Below are 18,721 nucleotides of genomic sequence, written 5' to 3'. Positions count from 1 at the left end.
TCTCCACACCAGCGCTTCAGGCAGGCGCGTGGGCTCGGGACAGGCCCCGCGCCCGGACGAGCTGCATGCAGGAGATGACGGCCGCGATGAGCATGGCGCTGCCATCCAGGATGCCTCCCAGGAACAAGAAGGCGCCGCCGAGCAGGACGTCGAGCACGAAGACGCCCCAGCCGACCACGGTGCTCCGGGTGAGCGTCAGCAGCCCCGCGAAGCCGAGGAACACGGCGGCGAAGCATGCGCCGCCCGCGAGGGCATAGAGCTCCTTGTCGGAGGGAGCACTCATGGCTCGCAGCACGCCGATGACGACCAGCGCCACCGCGACGCCACAATGGACGAGTGCCATGTCGCGCATCAGCGTGCGACGCAGGCGCACCGGGTCCATCACCTTGTCGCGCTCGACGCAATCGGGGCAGTGCGTCCGCTCGGATTCGAGTGATTCCGGCAGGCACCCGTCACAGTAGAAGCCGCCACATCGAGGACAGGTGCGCGTCTCCTCCACCTGAAGATGGCGGGGACAGCGCGGGCCCGTGTCAGCGGACGGTGCCGCGGCCACACGCCCTGCTTCCAGGCCGCGCTCCGCGCTTCCGTCGGGTGGCAGCGATGCAGTGGCCTCCATGGCCACGGCCACGGCGGCTCCCGCGAGTGACGCGAGGCAGCTCGGACAGAACTCCGCCTCGCGAGGCGCCACCGTGCCGCAAGCGCACCGCACCCGGCGCGAGTCTCCCTCACTCAGCGCTGAAGAACCCTCACGCCAGGGGGCCGCGTCGAATGGCTGGCCGGGCTCCCAGACGGTGATGGCAGCCGGCCCTTCAGCCGCTGACTCCGACGCCGGACCCGCTGTGACTTCGGCCACGAAGCCATCGGGCATGGCCCGGGCCGCGTGCTGCTTCGTGCGAATCTCTTCCTGGATCGACGCGCTGGAAGCCCGCAGCAAGGCGCCCACCGGCAGACGCCCCATGGCGAGGGAGACCACCGCGCCCGCTGCCAGCAGGTCCTTGTTCACCACCGGGCGCGCTTCCTTCACCAGCTCCAGCGTGTCGAAGAGGCGCCACGGCGGCCGGACGCGCACGGCCCCCTCGGGGACAGGGGCCACGGGCTGGAAGAGCAATTCGCGCACTTCCGTGTCGAGGCTCAGCGGCAGCGTCCAGCGCAGGACCTGCCCGCGCTCCAGCGAGGGCAAGGGTGCACACAGCAGCTCCCGCCGCGTCCCAGCGTCGAGCACGCGCAGACTCGCGTCCGGTGCCATCGGAGTGAAGGCCCCCTGCAACCAGATGCTCGCGGTCGCCCGGGTGCCCTCGGGCGAGCGGACCACCGGGTCCACGTGGAGCTGCACCGTGCCGAACTCGCGCGGCTGGCGGCCCACCTGGTCGAGGATGTCCGGGAAGAGGCTTTCATCCATACGACGCAAGGAACCTCAAATGCCCCAATCAGCGCAACCGGGTCGCCCAAGACAACGGCGCCCTTGTGCTGACTCAGATTTGTCGGGAAATTCTGTATTTCCCCCCTTCAGAGAAAGAGGCACCATGAAACCGCTCCGGATGCTCGTGCTCCTGTCCACGCTCTGTGCGGCCCTCGCCGGCTGCGGAGACGGACACGCCCCCGGGCCACAATCCGCTCCCGACGAGGTCTCGACTCCGCAGGCGCTCGCGGGCGTCTGTGACGGCGTCACGTGCAGTGGCCACGGCGTCTGCAAGGACAACGCGGGGAGCGCGGTCTGCGTCTGTGACGAGGGCTTCACGGGAGGCACCTGCGCCGCGCGAGGCGCGGACTACGGCGCGCGCACCCTGCTCATGCAGTGGCTGGCGGACCCCGACATCTACAAGGAGCACGACGACCTGTTCTTCCTCACCGGCACCGGCAACGGCGTGCTGCTGCCGCTCTACCAGTCGACCGACCTCAAGAGCTTCCACTTCAAGAAGGACTACAACCCGTCGGCGGCGGACCCCGTCTACGACTACTGCTTCCTCTGGGCGCCGGACCTGGGCAAGTACAACGGGGCCTACCAGCTCTACTTCTCGGCGCACCGGGTGCCCAACGGCGCCGCATGCCCGCCGTCCGGCCAGGAGGTGACGACCTTCGTCGCCACGGCGTCCGACTTGAACTTCAACTTCAGCGCGCCCCAGCCCATCAACGCCAACACCACGTACCCGCGCACCTCCACGGGCACGGCGTGCCTGCCGCAGGGCTGCAACCGGAACATCCGCATCGACTCGGCCACGTACAACGACACGTCGGGCCGCTGGTTCTTCTACGTGTGGTTCGACCGGGGCAACAACATCTCCTCGTTCAACACCGCCGCGCCCGGCACCGTCTACAACCACGCGGGCCCGGCCGTGTTCGCGACGCCGGCCCACGAGGAGGGCATCAACGAGGCCCCCGAGCTCTTCAAGCGCAATGGCCAGTACTACCTGCTCTTCAGCGGCGGTTGGTACAACAGCCAGTACGCCATGTACTACGTGATGGGGGACTCCATTCCCCAGCTCACGCGGGCGCGGGCGGTGCGGCGACTCTCCCAGCCGCTGCGCAACTCCGCGGGCAGGCTGGTGCAGAGCCACGGCCACAACGTCTTCGTCGAGCGCCGGGGTGAGGTCTTCAACATCTTCCACGTCGGCGCCTTCGACGCCGCGGGCAACCTCACCTCCCGCAGCACGTACAAGCAGCGCGTGGCCTTCAAGCCGGACGGCTCGATGCACTCGCTCAACCAGGTGAACGTGCGGTGGAACAAGCTGACGGGCTACAGCTACTCGCTCGACGTCGTGCTGCGCGACGGCTCGGTGGTGGGTCCGTGCCTCGCCGTGGGCATCCTGGGGCAGGCCAACAAGACTGTCTTTGACGGCGTGTGCCGCAGCGCGGGTGACCGCGTGGTGACGAAGGGCGACATCGCCGCGTTCCGCATCTTCTACTCGAACAACAACGTCTGGGGCCCCTTCGTGGAGACGGCCTATGACGGCATCTCCGACGACGTGGCCCTCAACCTGCCGGGGGGCTTCACGCCCTTCGTGGACCTGAACTGGAGCGAGGAGGAGACCGCGGCCCAGTACTCCATCGACGTACAGCGGCGGGACACCGGCGCGTGGATTGGCCCCTGCATCGGCGTCACTTCGGTGAACAAGAGCCTGTCGTGGACGTACCAGGGGCGCTGCGACACGCCGGGCATCAACGTGCCGTACTCGAACATCCAGGCCTTCCGCATCTGCTCCGCCGTGAATGGGGACTGGGCCCGCGCGCGCTGCGGCGCAACGGCCTATGACGGCCGGAGCATGCACTCGCAGATCGTCATCCCCTGAGCGGGCAGCGACGACGCAGGGCTCAGCGTGTACCGAAGGCCTTGCACGCCGCCACGCCTTCGCAGCTCACGACGGACAAGGCGAGGTCCTGCTCGCGGGGAATGTAGAAGAGGCCCAGGCCCCGGACAGTCACGTCCGGGGCAAGCGTCGCGCCCTACTCCACCGCGGCCTGACGCCGGCGGAAGCGGCGCACCTTCTCCACCAGCGTGTTGGGCATCACCGCCTTGGCGCCGTTGCGCACGTTGCGCGCCAGCTCCTCGGACTGGGTGAACCAGCGCCCGGTCCACGTGCCACTGTGCACGCGCACCGACACGGTGTGCCGCTGCTTCGTCACCCAGTCGGACTTGTACGTCTCCGTGCCGCGCAGGAAGTCATACTCCGTGCAGCCCGACGCCATGGCGTCCCGGAACGTCTCGCCCACCAGCACCAGGCCCACGCTGCGGTTGCGCCACTCCGGGTCATACCCGGACTGGAAGTACACGAAGCTGTCCCGGTGGAGGATGCCGTACACCGAGGCCACCGCCCGGCCCCCCACCTTCATCGTGTACATGCGCAGCCGGCCCCGCTCGGCCAGGAACTGCGTGGCATCCCGGTGGAACGCCTCCACGCCGCTGCCCTTGATGCCCTGCGAGCCGCCGTCCGACGCCCACCGCGCCGAGTGCAGCCGGAAGAAGTCCGTCAGCGGCGCCGCCAGCTCCCCCGGCGTCTCCGTGCGCTCAATCCGGTAGCCCTCCTGCTTCTCCAGCCACTTGCGCCGGCGCAGGAAGTTGTCGCGCCGGCCCGTGCGCTTGAGGAACGCGTCGAACGGCTCCTTCGGGTCCAGCGTGTCGTACGGGCACACGTAGCGCTCCGCCACGCGGACGTCGCCGCCGGGGAACACCTCGCGCAGCACGTCCACCGTGGGCGAGCCCTCACGCAGGTCCGTGAGGTCCAGCACGTCCCACTCGTCGCGCAGCGCGTACAGCATCCGCGCGAAGGTGTGCGCCACCTCCTTCTCCTGGCCGCGCTTCGCCACCACGTCCAGGTAGTCGCTGCCCACGTGCGTCTCGCCCAGGAAGCTCAGGCGCCGCACCGGCACGCCCGCCACGCTCCGGTACTCCACGGAGAGCGGCAGGAGTCCCACCAACGCCCCCGAGCGGTCTCTCGCCGTGAGCACCAACGGGCGCCGGTTCGTGGCGATGCGCCGGCACCAGGGATAGAGCCACTCCCAGGCGTTGAAGGGGCCCGCGTCGCTCGCGTCGAGCAGCGCGTCCCACTCCTTGCGCATGCCCGCCAGCGCGGAGGTGCTGCCCACGGCACCCACCTCCAGCCACTGCGCGACCTGCGGCCCCTGCGTCAGCTCTGCCTCGCGAATCACCGCCCCGCCCTCCCGGAGGGACGGTCGTCCCTCCCCTGTACCCTGTGTCCTGCTCAGCCCGCGCGCTTCTTCGTCCGACGGTCCGACTTCAGCGCCTCGCGCACCGCCGCCGCCACGTCCGCCATGACCTCCGGCGACAAGTCCTGGTGGCACGGAATCTCCACGATGGACCTGCGCAGCTGCGCCACCTCGGGGAACGCCGACGCATCACACGCCGGGTGGAAGCGCTTCCAGAAGTCGATGGCGTCGATGCCCTGCGCCCTCAAGCGAGCCAGCACCTCCGCCTTGTCCTGCACCACCATCGGGTAGAACAGCGGGCACGCCCCCGGCGGCAGCTGGTTGAACAGCGGCGGGGACACGTCCCGCAGCCGCCCCAGCAGGAAGAAGTAGTTGCGCCGGCGCTGCTCGACGATGGACTCCAAATCTTGCGCCTGGGCAATCCGCTTCGTCAGCGGGCTCATGCCCAGGTCCACGTGCTTGCGGTCGAAGTGCTGCGTGCCCGTGGCGACGCGCTCGATGCTGGCTGCCTTCACCGTGCCGTGGCCCAGCGCGCGCACCCCGCTGCGCACCGCGCGGCCGAAGGCGCCGCCCCGCAGCTCCAGGTTCTGCAGCAGCGCGGACACCGTGTGGCTGAAGGTGGACGCGGACGGTGGCGCCGGAGGCTCCGGCAGGCTGTACTGGCGCGGGCCGTTGACGACCAGCGCTCCACCATTGGGAACCGGCAGCGTCTTGTAGAGGCAGAAGATGCCCACGTCACCCGTGGTGCCCAGCGGCACCGCGCCGTCCGACGACAGCAGCGACAGCGCGCAGTCCTCGATGAGGATGAGGCCGTGCTGGTCCGCCAGCTTGCGCATCTCCTGCACCGGGCCGGGGAAGCCGGCGTAGTGCGTGAGGTACAGGGCCTTCGTCTTCGGGCCGATGCGGCGGGCCACGTCCTCCAGGTCCACGTCCCAGCGGCTGCCCACGCGGTAGAAGCGCGGCGTGGCGCCGGCGTCCACCAGGGCCTCCACCTCCACGCCGTGGTGGTAGGCGGGCATGAGCACCTCACCCGCGTCCAGGCCCAGCATCTTCACCGTGAGCCAGATGGCGTTGCGGGCGAAGTAGAAGTAGCGGACGTTGGGCGAGGAGAACGGGGGCAGCGCCCCCGGCTTCGGCCGCGACATCAGCATGTGCGGCCAGAGCGTCGGCAGGGACGGTACGAACAGCTTCCCCGTGGGCTTCATCGCTTCCATCTCGCCACCACCTCTTTCATCGCGGGTCCCCACCGGAACTTGGCCGCGCAGAGCGCCCGGCCGAAGGTGGAGTCATTGAATACGTAGAGCCACGTGTGGCGGCGCACCTGGTCCGTCCAGTCGCGCTTCCACACCATGTCCGGTCCCAGGAAGTCGAACTCGCCCAGGCCCCGGTCGATGCAGTCGCCCACCACTTCTTCCACGAGGAGCTGCCCCGGGCTGCACTCGCGCAGGCTCTCGTCGTAGCCGGGCTTCAAGAGGAAGTAGCGCCCGCCGTATTCCAGCCCGTAGTGGAAGGCCACCGGCTTGCCGTCCACCCGCAGGAAGTACAGCGCCAGGCGCTTGCGGTACGCCGCGTCCCGCGCCAGCTCCGTGTAGAAGCCCCGCGTGCGCGCGTCCTGCGCCATCGCCGTGCCGCGCTCACCCTTCCAGCCGCTCTGCTCGAGGAGGAAGCCCTCCTCCAGCGTGCCCTCCAGGCTCAAGCCGCCGTCCACCCGCTCGAAGGTGACGCGGCCCCGCTCCTCCAGCTTGCGGCGGCGCCTGCGGCAGTTGGCCTTGAACTTGGACTGCAGCTTGCCCAGGTACGCGTCCCGGCTCGCCGGCAGGGGAATGTAGGGCGACTGGAGCGACTCCCACTCTCCCACCGGCATTCCCGCCTCGCGGGCCTGGGCGTGCAGCCGCCAGGCCGCGCCGCCGTCCGGCACGTCCGTCAGGCGCAGCACATCCCACCCGCCCACCTGGCGCAGGTGCGCGAGGAAGGCCTGCGCGGCGACGTCCGGCTCCTGGGCCAGCATGTCGAAGCGGCAGGAGTGGACATTCGCCATCGCGGAGAGCTGCCGCGCCGGCACCCCGTACAGGGTGGTGCGCTCCTCCCACAGCGGCAGCGCCGCCGTCAGCCGGCCGTCGCCGTCGCGCAGCGTGAGGACGCGCGGGCGCGCACCGGGCGCGAAGTTGTCCAGCCAGATGCGCAGGAACTCGTGCCGGTAGAACAGCTCGTTGGAGGTGGCCTCCACGAGCGCGTTCCACTCGGCTTCCAGGGTCATGAAGGCCGCCCGGTCGTTGACTTCCACGACGGACGGCCGAGCGTTGAGTTGTCTAGCTTCCATTATCGGGCGCCAAAGGTGGTGACGGCCCCGCGCGGCTACAAGCCGCTGCGGGCCATCTTCAGGAGGCAGGAGGCAACCTTGCGGCTGTCGTGTCGGATCCTGGACCCCTCCTTCAGGAGGTCGGCCTGGACCGGCACCACGCCGGCGGCAATCAGGTCCCGTCGGTCCACCGGGACGACGAACGAGCCACGCCGCGCGTAGCGCTTCATGGACTCGTCCGAGGGCGAGGTGCCATTCACCAGCACCGCGTCCAGCACCGGGCCCACGTGGTCGATGACGGCCTGCACGTGGTCCAGACACGTCATGCCGTCCGTCTCGCCCGGCTGCGTCATGAGGTTGGACACCATGACCTTCAGCGCGCGCGTCTCCTTCAGCGCCTGGGCCACGCCGTCCACCAGCAGGTTGGGCAGCACGCTCGAGTAGAGCGAGCCGGGGCCAATCGCGACGAGGTCCGCGGTGTAGATGGCCTCCAACAGCCCCTCCACCGGCGGCGGCGAGCGCGGGCTGAGCGACACCCGGCGCACCCGGCCGTGGGCGCGGGTGATGTTGCGCTCGCCCACCACCTCCGTGTCGTCATGCATCTGCGCCACCAGCTGCACCGAGGACAGCGTGGAGGGCAGCACCTGCCCCCGCGAGCCCAGCAGCTCGCCGGACATGCGCACCGCCTCGAGGAAGTCCCCCTTCAGCTCCGCCAGCGCGGCGATGAGCAGGTTGCCCACCGCGTGCCCGGCCAGGCCGCGCGCCCCGCCGAAGCGGAACTGGAAGACGTCCTTCAGCGCGTTCTTCCCACCCGCGAGCGCCACCAGGCAGTTGCGGATGTCACCCGGGGGCAGCGCCCCGTGCAGGCGGCGGAGGCGGCCGGAGCTGCCTCCGTCGTCGCTCATGGCCACCACCGCGGTGATGTCCACGCCCGGGTCCCCGGGCCTGGGCAGCGCGCGCCGGGCCAGGCCGCGGAGCACCATGGGAAGCCCCGTCCCGCCGCCAATGGCGACGATGCGCGTGGGCCGTTCCACCTGGGGCTGCAAAAGCTCGTTGCGCTCGCGCTCCTGCTCCAGCCTGCGGCGCGTGTCCTCCCAGCCTTCCGGGAGCGACGAATCCAAGTCCATCCCCATCATTGCCCTACCCCCATCCACGACGCCCAAGACCCGCCACCCCAACACCCGGCGGGCCCGCCGCGTGGGCCTCCTCATCCAAGAAAGAGGCCAACGCAGCGGTACTGCCAGCAACTCTCTACCGAGCCCCACGACCGAGAAGCACATGCCTCACGGTGTGGAAAATGATTCCCACATCCAGGAACAGCGAACCGTTCTTCACGTAGTACAGGTCGAACTCGAGCTTGTTCCGCGCGTCCTCCACCGAGGCACCATAGGGGTAGCGAATCTGCGCCCACCCCGTCAGGCCCGGCTTCACCGCCTCGCGCAGCCCGTAGAACGGAATCTGCTGCTTCAGCTGCTCGACGAACACGGGCCGCTCCGGCCGGGGCCCCACGAAGCTCATCTCCCCCATCAACACGTTGAAGACCTGGGGAATCTCGTCGATGCGCGTGCGGCGGATGAAGCGCCCCACCCGCGTGACGCGGTCGTCATTCGCCCGGGCCCACACCGCGCCGTCCTTCTCCGCGTCGGTGCGCATGCTGCGGAACTTCCACAGGTGGAAGGTGCTGCCGGCCAGGCCGGTGCGCTCCTGCCGGTAGAAGATGGGTCCCTTGGAGTCCAGCTTGATGGCCACCGCGACAATCAGCAGGAAGGGCGCGGCGGCCAGCAGCAGCAGCGAGGCCACCAGGATGTCGAAGCCGCGCTTGAGCGAGCGGCGCAGCGGCGACACCGTCAGCTCGTCCGCGAAGGCGAAGTCGCTCGCCCGGAGGAACTGCACCGGGATGCGGCGCAGCACCCGCTCGCAGAACCCGGCCGCCTCGTACACCCGGCGGCCCTGCAGCCGGCAGCTCAGCAGGGACTCCACCCAGTTGGCCCCGCGCATGTCGTCCGCCGCCTGCACGACGTAGGACGCATTGAGCCGGGCCGCCGTCCGCTCCAGCGGCTCGGAGGCGCCGCGCGGGTCCACCAGGCCCACCACGCGGTAGCTGCCCTCGCCGCCCGCTTCGATGGCGCTCGCCACCGCGCGGGCCTTGGGGCCATCCCCCACCAGGAGGACGGTGTCCGGTGCGCCCACCAGCGCGCGGATGGACACCCGCACCATCAGGGTGCCGGCCAGGGCGCCCATCGCCCCGCCCAGCAGCGTGCCCGGAGGCAGCGCCACCGGGAGCACCAGCGGCACCACCAGCATCACCACCCCCGCCACCATGGCGGTGACACCCGCGGCCTTCAGGAACCGGTAGCCCCGCACCCGGTCCTCGGCCGCCACTCGCAAGTCGTACAGGTCCAGCAGGTACAGCGTGAATTGGAAGGTGACGACGAAAGCGGCGCCCAGTCCCAGCAGCGTGGGCCACATCTCGGAAAGCGGGGGCTGAGTCCCCGTGGGTGCGAAGAGTGCCGCGCAGGCCGCCGCGCCCATGACACAGGCCAACGCGATCGCCGAGCTCTCGGCGAGGAAGAAAGTCAGTTTCTTTGCAGAAAAGTAGTGGTGAAAAACGCGGAGCACGTGCCCCTCCAACCAACCCGCCCGACCAGCCAACCTCGCATCCGCCTCCAGCCGCCCGCCCCCGTTGTTGCCAGGGGCGGGAAGCGTGAGGCCGCCCGGTGCTACTTCTTCTCGTAGTTCTTCAGGTACGGAGTCGCCTGCGTCTCCGCGCCGTTCAGCACGCACCCGAGGATGGGCGCGCCGCCCAGGCTCTCCACCGCCTGGTGCACCGACTTGCCCGGCGTGACGTTGGCGCGGATGACCATCAGCACCCCGTCCACCTGGTGACCCAGGATTGCCGCGTCCGCGAACGGCAGCGTCGGCGGCAGGTCCACGTACACCTCGTCGAAGCCCTCGCGCACGGCCTTGAGGAACTGCTTCATCCGCGCGCTGGCCAGCACCTGCGTGGGCTCCTCCGGCGTGGCGCCGGCGGGGATGATGGCCAGGCGCGTGGAGTTGAAGCGCCGCACCACGTCCCGCACCTCGCACTCACCCGCCAAGAGCTCCGCCAGGCCCGTCTTGTTGCGCATGCCCAGCGTGGCCGCCACGCCGCCCCGGCGCAGGTCCGCATCCACCAGCAGGATGCGGCGCTCCGGGTTCGCCCGGGCCGCGGCGAGCGCCAGGTTCACGCTCGTCACCGTCTTGCCCTCGCCGGGCATGGCCGAGGTGAGCGCCACCACCTTCATCGGCCGCAGCTCCCGCATCCGCTCCAGCCTGTAATAAAGACTGCGGTACTGCTCCGCCGCCGCCGAAGCCGGTGCCGTCAGCGTTACCACGCGACGGTCCACCACGTTCCCACCCGTCGCGTTGTCATCCACTCGGGGGAGGAAGTTGCCCGCCCGCTCCATCGTCTGATCCATCTCTCGGTCCTCCGTCCTTTCTTCGGCGACTCAGTTCAACGACGTGGGGGAAGACACGCTGTTTCGAGCCCCCGAAGCCGGCATCAGAATCCGCCGCTCCGTCTTGCCATGCATATCCGGGACCACCGCGAGCACCGGCAGGGTGAGGCGCTCGCGCACCTCGGTGCCGTCGCGCAGGCTGTCGTCGCGCATCTCGAGCACCGCGCCGGTGAGAACACCCAGGCCGAGGGCGACCAGCAGCGCGATGAGCATGCCCGTCATGCGGTCCGGCCGGGCAGGCACCGCCGGCACGCCGGCGGGGGAGATGACGTTGAAGAGGCTCTTGGCGCTCTTGGCCTCCAGCTCCTGCGCCAGCTCGGCCTCCACCTTGCGGCTCACCACGCTCTGGTACTTGGTGCGGGTGATGTCGTAGTCGCGGTTCATCACCGCCAGCTCGTGCGCCCAGCGCGGGGTGTTGGTGAGCCGCGCCTGGTAGACCTCGGCCTGCTTCTGCAGGTCGACGATGTCCTTCTGGACGGACTCGATGAGCTGGGCCACCCGGGTGCGCTCGGCGCGCTCGGCCCACAGCCGGCCTTCCGCGTCCTTGCGCTTGTTCGTCATGTTGTCGAGCTCCGAGGACAGGCGCTTGATTTCAGGGTGGTCCTCCGTCCACTGGGTGCGGGCGTTGACCAGGGCGCGGGTGAGGCCGTTCTCCGCGGCCTCGAGCCGGCCGGCCTCGCTGTCCACCGCGTTGCGGGCGCGGGCCAGGTCGGAGCGGCGGGCCTCGGCGGCGCGCAGCTCCTCGGACTTGGTCTGCATGAGCTGGGACACGCGCTCCAGGCCGCGCATGTTCATCTCCATCTGCTCGGGCAGCTCACCCAGGTGGTCCACCTTGAACTGGGCAATCTTGCGCTCCCAGGACGAGACGGCGACGCCCAGGTTGCCCATCTCCTCGTTGAACAGCTCCGTGGCGCGCGCCGCCTGCGCCTGGCGGATCTTCAGCGTCTCCGCGGAGAAGATGTCCGGCAGCCGGTTGGCCACCTGCGCGGCCACCTGCGGATCCCGGTTGGAGTAGGTGAGCTCGAAGGCCGTGTCCCCCTCGATGCGCACCGTGAGGTCCTTGCGCATCTGGGCGACCGCGGACTCCATGCCCTTCTCGGACACGATGTCCGGGTAGAGGTTCATCTCCTCGATGGCCTTCTGGAGCACGGGGCGGGCGAGCAGCTCCTGCCTCACCGTGAGCAGCCGCTGTTCGATGAGCTCGCTCACCGTGCGCTGCACCATCTCCTCACCCGGCCGCTGTGGCTCCACGCGGACCACCACCGACGCGTCGTACATGCTCGGCCGCGTCATCACGATGGCCGCGCCCACCGCGAAAACGGCCGCTGCGATGGCTCCCACCAAGGCCTTGCGGCGCCACAGGGCAGCCAGCAGCTGGTCCGCCGTCATCCCTCGCTCCATGTTCCGCTCCTCCTCCATCCCTCTCGCTGTAGCTACCAAGGCGTCACCACCAGTCGGACGGCGAAGACATTGCGCGTCAGGTCCACCGCGCCCGCCGTTTCCGCCACACCCACCTGAGCAATCCTGTCCACCGCACCCTGCGCGGAAATGCGCCGGTTGATGCGGTACTCCACCCCACCACTCAAGGCATACCCCTGCGACACCAGCGGCGAGCCGCTGAAGACGCCCCACTCCCGGTCCGGCGCACGACCGTTACGGAAGAAGCTGGCCGCGCCGAAGACGTTGAACCGCTGCGTGAAGCGCCGCGCCAGAATCAGCGACGCGTAGTCCGCCCACACCGCGTTGGCGAAGCCGCTCGCGCCCACCAGGTCGTGGCCCACCGCCACGCCCACGTCGAGCAGCTCGCCTTCCCGCTGCAACTCCAGATTCACGCGCGGCACCCAGCCGCGCTCGAGGCCATCGGGCCCCACGTAGTGCACCGGGCCCGCCCGGACGAGGAGCGTCGTCGGCCGCGTCAGCCGATAGCGCAGCCCCGCCGCCGCCCCGTGAGACTGGGCCAGCTCCCCCTGGTAGAGGAAGCCCTGGTACCGGTACTCCAGGCCCACGCTCAGCCGCCGCGTGGTGCGGTACCAGGCCTCCACCGACGGGGTGTGGGCGTAGCCCGCTTCCTGCCCCGACTCGAGGATGCGCACCGCCTCGAACTTGTAGCCGGCGCGCACGTCCAGCCGCTCCGTGGTGCGCGCCGTGGCGCTCAGGTTCGCCTGGGTGAAGAACGTGGGCGACGTCGAGCGCGCCAGTCCGTCACGCGGAAGCGAGGACGGGTCCGTCACGCGGAACACCCGGACGGCCGAGTCCACCTTCAGCCGGCGCGTCAGCACGTGGTGGGCCTCGAGCCCCGCGCGGTGGTCCAGCGTCACCTTGCCGGAGCCGTGCCGCATGAGGAGGTCCGCCGCGTAGAAGCCGTCCAGCTTCAGCCGCCCGTCGCCACCTTCCACACCCAGCCGAGGCGTCAGCTTCGTCATCAGCTGGCCGCCGCCCGTGCCATCACCCAGGCGCAGGTCGTCGTCGTAGCGCTCCTCCGCGGTGAGCCGCACCTTCGGCTCCCACACCGTCGCGCCCCGTGCGGCCGGCGCGACGAGCATCAGGCCCGTGAGCAGCCACTTCTTCCAGTTGCCCTTCACCGTCGCCCTCCGTCCCACACGCCACCCACCGTCCCGAACCACGACGCCCATACCTCTGAAACCCCTCACCGCACGCGACACCACTCACGGCACGACGATGGTGTCACCCGGCCGCAGGAAGAGCTCCTGGCCGCCGTCAGGCGAAATCAGGTCGCTGTAGCGCACCGGAATCTGGCCGCCGTTGGTGTCGGTGCGGATGACGACGATGCCGTCCGAGTTGGCGAAGTCCGTGAAGCCGCCCGCGAGCGCAATGGCTTGCAGGAGCGACACACGACCGCGGAGCGGATAGGCGCCGGGGTTGTGGACCTCACCGGTGACGAACACCCGGCTGCTGTTCACCTCGCGGACAATCACCGTCACGCGGGGCTCCTGCACGTACGGCTGCAGGCTCTGCTTCAGGGACTCGGCCAGCTCCGTGGGCGTCTTGCCCGCCGCCTGGAGCTCGCCCACCATCGGCATGGAGATGAAGCCGTCGGGGCGCACCGGCAGCGTCCGCGACAGCTCCGGATCCCGCCACACGGCGATGTCCAGCACGTCCTCACGGCCAATCCGGTAGGGCTGCTCCGAATTGTCCACCTTCACATTCGGCTGGTGGGCGCAGCCCGCCAGGAGCATCACGCCCACCACCGTCCAGAACCCCGCGCTCGTCTTGCCCATCGTCTGCTCTCCCTCGCTGCGGATGTCTCGTGCATGGCCTTGAAGTCAGTTGCGCCACGCTTCCGGCGGCAGTCCCATAGCAGCGGATGTGCCACGCGCCTCGGGGAGGGAAAGTCCATGGATCGTCGTGGGTTACGAAGTGCCCCACCTGGAGAGGTCCCCGGCACCTGGAAATTTTTCCGGCATCGTACTGGCGTCCCATCCAGTGATTTCTGCAGGGAGGGGTCAGATCAGAGAAGAGGTTTACCCACCCCGAGCCACACGCCTTCTCATTCCATACGTGCCGTGCGTGGCACGCGTCTTGATAGGGAAGACGGGCGAGGCAACACGGTACACACAACGGGGGCCGGGGGGCCCGGGAGACAGGCGGATGAGGAAGGCGGCAGGGGCGGTGGCGGCGGCGTTCGCGATGGGCACTGGGGCCATGACGTTGATGGGCGTGTCGTTCGCGTCTCATATGGAAGCAGCGGTGCTGGGAGTGGTGGGGCTGGCGCTCTACGCGAGCAGCTCGCTGCTCAACGGCAAGGCGACGGCTGCAGCGCCGACCGGTGGCGTGGTGAAGCAGGCGTAGTCTTTTCAGGAGTCCGGGGCCCGGCCTGTAGAAGAGGCCGGGCCCTTTTTCTTTCAAGGACACCGAGCAGCCAGGGAAGCAGCAGGTGTCTTGTCCGCGTACCGGGCCGCCACTCCCGGTGCTTTCCTCGGAGAGCGCGCATGCACAACGTCGCCACGGAAGGCTGAACGTCCCCGGGCAGACTGCGCGGGTGCCGACGAGCACCGAGGAGAAGACGGCGTGACTCCGGACCACCCCTCCCCTGCCCTCCCCCGCCTCGGCTTCGAGTGGCCCGAAGGCCCGGACTTCCGCAAGGAGCTGTCCCACGAGTGGCTCATCACCAACGGTCGCGGCGGCTACGCGTCCGGCACGCTGGTGGGCTGCAACACGCGCCGCTACCACGGCCTGTTCATCCCCACCTTGGAGAAGCGCGGCCGCACGGTGCTGCTGGCCCGCCTGGTGGAGCACGCGGACGTGGGCGGGAAGACGTACCGGCTCGACTCCGAGGAGCGCGCGGATGGCACCACCCACCAGGACGGGGCGCTGCACCTGCGAGGCTTCCACCTCGACGGCCTGGTGCCTGTCTGGGAGTACCAGCTCGGTCCGGCGCGCCTGCGGCGCAAGCTGGTGATGGCCCACGGCGAGAACACCGTCTTCATCGCCTGGGAGCACGTGTCCGGACCGGAAGTCGCCCTGCGGCTGCGCCCCTTCCCCGTGGACCGGCCCCACGACAGGCCCATCCCCTCCCGGCACCTCGAGTCCACCGTCGTCCTCGATGGCGCGCAGGTGGAGCTGCGGATTGCGGACGACGTGCCGCCCGTGCGCCTGCGCATGTACGGAAGCCTCGCCTCGCCCTTCGTGGGCCTGGCGCAGACGTCCGCCGTGCAGCTCTACCGCGTGGAGAAGGCGCGGGGGTACGAGCACACGGAGGTGCAGCACTCCCCGGGCTACTTCGAGTGCAGGGTGGCCCCGGGCGAGACGCTCGCGCTGGGCATCACCACGGACGCCTGGAGCTGCCTGGAGCGCAACCCGGCCGAGGTCTTCGCGCTGGAGCTGGAGCGTGAGCGGCGGCTCATCACCCGCGCCCCTCCGGAGGCGCGGACCGGAGTGCCCGCACGGCTGGTGCTCGCGGCGGACCAGTTCATCATCGCCCCGATGCGCGCCGCGGACGACGCATGGGCTCGCTCCATGGGCCAGGACGCGCGCAGCGTCATCGCCGGCTACCACTGGTTCACCGACTGGGGCCGGGACACGATGATTTCGTTCGACGGCCTGACGCTGTGCACCGGTCGTGTCCACGAGGCGGCGGCCATCCTCCGCACCTTCCAGCACTACGTGCGCGACGGCCTCATCCCCAACTACTTCCCCGACGGAGAGAGCGAGGGCGTCTACCACACGGCCGACGCCACCCTCTGGTTCTTCCACGCGGTGGACCGGTACCTCGAGTCCACGAAGGACGAGGAGCTGCTGAGAGACCTCTTCCCCACGCTGCGCTCCATCATCGAACACCATCAGAAGGGCACGCGCTTCCACATCGGCGTGGACCCGGCGGACGGGCTGCTGCGGCAGGGCGCGGAGGGTTACCAGCTCACGTGGATGGACGCGAAGGTGGACGGCTGGGTGGTGACGCCGCGGCGGGGCAAGGCGGTGGAAATCAACGCCCTGTGGTTCAACGCCCTGCGGCTGATGGCCACCTGGGCCGAGCGGCTGGGACACGACGCGCGGCCCTACTTCGCGGCGGCGGAGAAGGCCTACGGCAGCTTCAACCGGCGCTTCTGGAACGAGAAGCTCCAGTGTCTCTTCGACGTGGTGGACGGCGAGCACGCGAAGGAGGACGCGGCCATCCGCCCCAACCAGGTGTTCGCCATCTCCCTGAAGCACCCGGTGCTGCACCGCGAGCGCTGGGAGCCCGTGCTGGAGGTGGTGCGGCGCGAGCTGGTGACACCGGTGGGCCTGCGCAGCCTCGCGCCGGGGCATGCGGACTACAAGGCGAACTACGATGGTGACCTGCGCGCGCGGGACGCGGCGTACCACCAGGGCACCGTGTGGGGTTGGCTCATCGGCCACTACGTGGACGCGACGCTCAAGGTGAACCCGGACATCCCGGCGGCGCGCGCGCTCCTGCGGGGCCTGGAAGAGCACCTGCTGCACATGGGCATCGGTCAGCTCAGCGAAATCTTCGACGCCACCGAGCCCTTCCTGCCGCGCGGCTGCATCGCCCAGGCGTGGAGCGTGGCGGAGGCGCTGCGCGTGTTCATGAAGACACATGTGACGTGATCGGAAGGCCGCGCCACACCCACGCGGACATCCTCCATGGCGTCATGCGAAGGGGCGCGCCTCACCGTGCGGACAACCTCCACGTCGTCACGGCGGCAGGCCTGGCGACGCGGCTTCGGGCGCCGGAAGCCGCGCCGCGCGACGGGCCCGGCGGCGGGGCATGAAGGCGACCCACTGCCCCCGGCGCGCCGCGGACACCAGCAGCAGCACGCCAGCGGTGGTGCACAGCAGCACCGCCACGCCGCTCGCCTCCGCGCCGAAGGAGCCCCCCGTCCAGACCGCGGGCCCCTCCATCCGACTCTCCAGCAGCGAGGCCACGCCCGTGCCCGAGACGGCGACGCCGAAGAGTGCGCCCTGGGTCCAGTTCCAGGCGATGTGCACCCCGGTGGCGAACCACAGCGAGCGGGTCAGCATGTACGCCGCAGCCAGGAGCACGCCCGCCTCCAGCGCAATCGCCAGCGTGGCGAACCAGGTGGCATTCGGATTCATCGCGTGGACGAGGCCGAAGAAGGCGCTGCTGAGGGCCAGCGCCGCCGCCGAGCCCAGCCACTCCTCCAGCAGCCGGAAGGCGATGCCCCGGAAGGCCACCTCCTCGAAGAAACCCGCCGCCGTGAAGATGGCCGCCCACCAGAGCGCGTCCCGGGCCTCGTCCTGGACTGTCTCCGGAGGACCATCCACCAGGTGGTACCAGCCGGCCAGCGCCAGGATGCCGACCACCGCGCTGAGCAACCCCAGCCCCAGCAGCAGGCCCCACCCCAGGTCTCTCACCGCACGGTGCCGTCCCAGGCCCAGCTGCGCGAGCGTCCGGCGTCCGAGGCCCCACTCCACCAGCCACATCGCCAGCAGGACGCTGGTGGCATTGAACACCGACATGAGCAGGACGCCGGGGGGGCCGGGCAGGCGCCGCTGCAAGCCGAGGAGATAGCCGAGCCCGTGCAGCAGCAGCGCGAGCGCCACCGAGAGCACGACGCAGAGCACGAGCCGCGTGAAGGGGTGAAGGAGGACGCGACGGAAGGTGGACGGTGAATCCATGGGCGCGGGAGCCTGCGTGGCGGAGCGTTCCGCCGATGCTCGCACGCGGCTCGGGCGCCGTCACGCCAGCCAGGCCCCGGCAGCAGTGCGGGTGCGTGCTGTTCGGAAATGTCGGGACATTTCCCGCAGCGAACCCCCCGACATTTCCGAACAGGACGCCCTCCGGCCCGCTCCGCGTCAGGCGATGGCGCGCACCACGCCGCCGTCCACGCGCAGCGCCGCGCCGTTGATGCCGGAGGACTTCGGGCTGCACACGAAGGCCACCAGCGCGGCAATCTCCTCCGGCCGCTCGAAGCGCTGGAGCAGCGAGGAGGGCCGCGCATTCTTGAAGAAGTCGCGCTCCACCGTGGCCACGTCCACGCCCTGCTGGCGCGACAGGTTCTCCAGGAAGCCCTCTACGCCCTCCGAGCGCGTGGGGCCGGGGAGGATGGAGTTCACCGTGACGTTCGTCCCCACCGTGCCCTCGGCGATGCCGCGAGCCAGCGCAATCTGCGCCGTCTTGGTGACACCGTAGTGGACCATCTCCACCGGAATCTGGATGCCGGACTCGCTGGAGATGAAGAGGATGCGGCCCCAGTTCTTCTCGCGCATGCCCTTGAGGTAGTGACGGCTGAGCCGCACGCCGCTCATCACATTCACCTCGAAGATGCCGAACCAGTCCTCGTCGGTGATTTCCTCGAAGGGGTGCGGCGCGAACGCGCCCAGGTTGTTCACCAGGATGTCCACGCGGGGCACCTCCTGGAGCATCCGGGCCACGCCGTCGCGCGTGCCCAGGTCGCCCGCCACGCCGCGCAGCTTCGCGCCGGGCTGCTTCCCGCGGAGCTCCTTCAGCGCCGCGTCCACGCGCTCCTGCGTGCGGCCGTTGACGATGACCTCCGCGCCCTCACGGGCCAGGGCCTCCGCGATGGCCAGGCCGATGCCCGCCGTGGAGCCACTCACCAGCGCAACCTTGTCCTTCAGTTCCAGGTCCATGCGTTCCACTCCCGAAGTTGGCCGCACCCTGTAACGGGGCCCATGGCCGGGCGCACGACTCCCGTGCGGAGGGGACGCACCCTGTCCTGGAAGCTCCGGGCGCGCACGCCGCTTTCACCGCGAGTGTCCGCTCCCGTGCCCGGGCCCGGAGTCCGGTGCATCCGAGTGCGTGGCGACACATTCCCCGCTGGCC

Annotated in this window: 15 protein-coding genes; 3 read left to right on the top strand and 12 right to left on the bottom strand. The window is 69.9% G+C overall.

Annotation, left to right across the window (positions count from 1 at the left end; all coding sequences use genetic code 11):
* Positions 1 to 16: 16 nt before the first annotated feature.
* A complete protein-coding gene (locus tag ACX9TP_RS19420; protein ID WP_482981220.1) occupies positions 17 to 1,399 on the bottom strand; it encodes an RING finger protein in 1,383 nt (460 codons plus the stop codon).
* A 124-nt stretch (positions 1,400 to 1,523) separates the two neighbouring features.
* On the opposite strand from ACX9TP_RS19420, the gene ACX9TP_RS19415 reads away from it, so the two are divergent.
* Complete coding sequence (locus tag ACX9TP_RS19415) at positions 1,524 to 3,287, top strand: family 43 glycosylhydrolase (RefSeq protein WP_482981219.1); 1,764 nt, start codon at positions 1,524 to 1,526, stop codon at positions 3,285 to 3,287.
* A 154-nt stretch (positions 3,288 to 3,441) separates the two neighbouring features.
* Here ACX9TP_RS19415 and ACX9TP_RS19410 read toward each other — a convergent pair whose 3' ends face one another.
* From ACX9TP_RS19410 to ACX9TP_RS19370, 9 genes are all read right to left on the bottom strand, one after another.
* Positions 3,442 to 4,644 (bottom strand): GNAT family N-acetyltransferase, encoded by a 1,203-nt coding sequence (locus ACX9TP_RS19410; protein WP_482981218.1) that lies wholly within the window; start codon positions 4,642 to 4,644, stop codon positions 3,442 to 3,444.
* Between the two features lie 53 nt (positions 4,645 to 4,697).
* Positions 4,698 to 5,867, bottom strand: coding sequence for a DegT/DnrJ/EryC1/StrS family aminotransferase (locus ACX9TP_RS19405; protein WP_482982195.1), 1,170 nt, complete (start codon positions 5,865 to 5,867; stop codon positions 4,698 to 4,700).
* A complete protein-coding gene (locus tag ACX9TP_RS19400) occupies positions 5,864 to 6,982 on the bottom strand; it encodes a GNAT family N-acetyltransferase (protein WP_482981217.1) in 1,119 nt (372 codons plus the stop codon). The genes ACX9TP_RS19405 and ACX9TP_RS19400 overlap by 4 nt, the downstream gene beginning before the upstream one ends.
* A 35-nt stretch (positions 6,983 to 7,017) precedes the next feature.
* Positions 7,018 to 8,097, bottom strand: coding sequence for a gluconeogenesis factor YvcK family protein (locus tag ACX9TP_RS19395; RefSeq protein ID WP_482981216.1), 1,080 nt, complete (start codon positions 8,095 to 8,097; stop codon positions 7,018 to 7,020).
* A 115-nt stretch (positions 8,098 to 8,212) separates the two neighbouring features.
* A complete protein-coding gene (exoE, locus tag ACX9TP_RS19390; protein ID WP_482981215.1) occupies positions 8,213 to 9,580 on the bottom strand; it encodes a polyisoprenyl-phosphate hexose-1-phosphate transferase ExoE in 1,368 nt (455 codons plus the stop codon).
* A gap of 101 nt (positions 9,581 to 9,681) precedes the next feature.
* Entirely contained in the window at positions 9,682 to 10,419 is a 738-nt protein-coding gene (locus ACX9TP_RS19385) for a CpsD/CapB family tyrosine-protein kinase (RefSeq protein ID WP_482981214.1), read from the bottom strand.
* A gap of 30 nt (positions 10,420 to 10,449) precedes the next feature.
* Positions 10,450 to 11,877 (bottom strand): GumC family protein, encoded by a 1,428-nt coding sequence (locus ACX9TP_RS19380; RefSeq protein ID WP_482981213.1) that lies wholly within the window; start codon positions 11,875 to 11,877, stop codon positions 10,450 to 10,452.
* A 14-nt stretch (positions 11,878 to 11,891) separates the two neighbouring features.
* Entirely contained in the window at positions 11,892 to 13,040 is a 1,149-nt protein-coding gene (locus ACX9TP_RS19375) for a hypothetical protein (protein WP_482981212.1), read from the bottom strand.
* A gap of 84 nt (positions 13,041 to 13,124) precedes the next feature.
* Positions 13,125 to 13,697 (bottom strand): polysaccharide biosynthesis/export family protein, encoded by a 573-nt coding sequence (locus tag ACX9TP_RS19370; protein ID WP_482981211.1) that lies wholly within the window; start codon positions 13,695 to 13,697, stop codon positions 13,125 to 13,127.
* 370 nt (positions 13,698 to 14,067) lie between these two features.
* Here ACX9TP_RS19370 and ACX9TP_RS19365 point away from each other — a divergent pair, with 370 nt between their 5' ends.
* Both ACX9TP_RS19365 and ACX9TP_RS19360 read left to right on the top strand, forming a co-directional pair.
* Positions 14,068 to 14,268, top strand: a complete 201-nt coding sequence (locus ACX9TP_RS19365) for a hypothetical protein (RefSeq protein ID WP_482981210.1) — start codon at positions 14,068 to 14,070, stop codon at positions 14,266 to 14,268.
* Between the two features lie 219 nt (positions 14,269 to 14,487).
* Positions 14,488 to 16,524: an amylo-alpha-1,6-glucosidase gene (locus ACX9TP_RS19360; RefSeq protein WP_482981209.1), complete on the top strand. Its 2,037-nt coding sequence runs from the start codon at positions 14,488 to 14,490 to the stop codon at positions 16,522 to 16,524.
* 87 nt (positions 16,525 to 16,611) lie between these two features.
* Here the strand turns inward: ACX9TP_RS19360 and ACX9TP_RS19355 are convergent, their stop codons facing one another.
* Both ACX9TP_RS19355 and ACX9TP_RS19350 read right to left on the bottom strand, forming a co-directional pair.
* A complete protein-coding gene (locus ACX9TP_RS19355) occupies positions 16,612 to 17,556 on the bottom strand; it encodes a CPBP family intramembrane glutamic endopeptidase (protein ID WP_482981208.1) in 945 nt (314 codons plus the stop codon).
* Positions 17,557 to 17,733: 177 nt separating this feature from the next.
* On the bottom strand, positions 17,734 to 18,528 hold the full coding sequence (locus ACX9TP_RS19350; protein WP_482981207.1) for an SDR family NAD(P)-dependent oxidoreductase: 795 nt from the start codon (positions 18,526 to 18,528) through the stop codon (positions 17,734 to 17,736).
* Positions 18,529 to 18,721 lie beyond the last annotated feature (193 nt).

This window comes from Pyxidicoccus sp. M15 (assembly GCF_056858435.1).
Note: the sequence above shows the minus strand (reverse complement) of the source record. Positions and strands in the feature narration are given on the sequence as shown.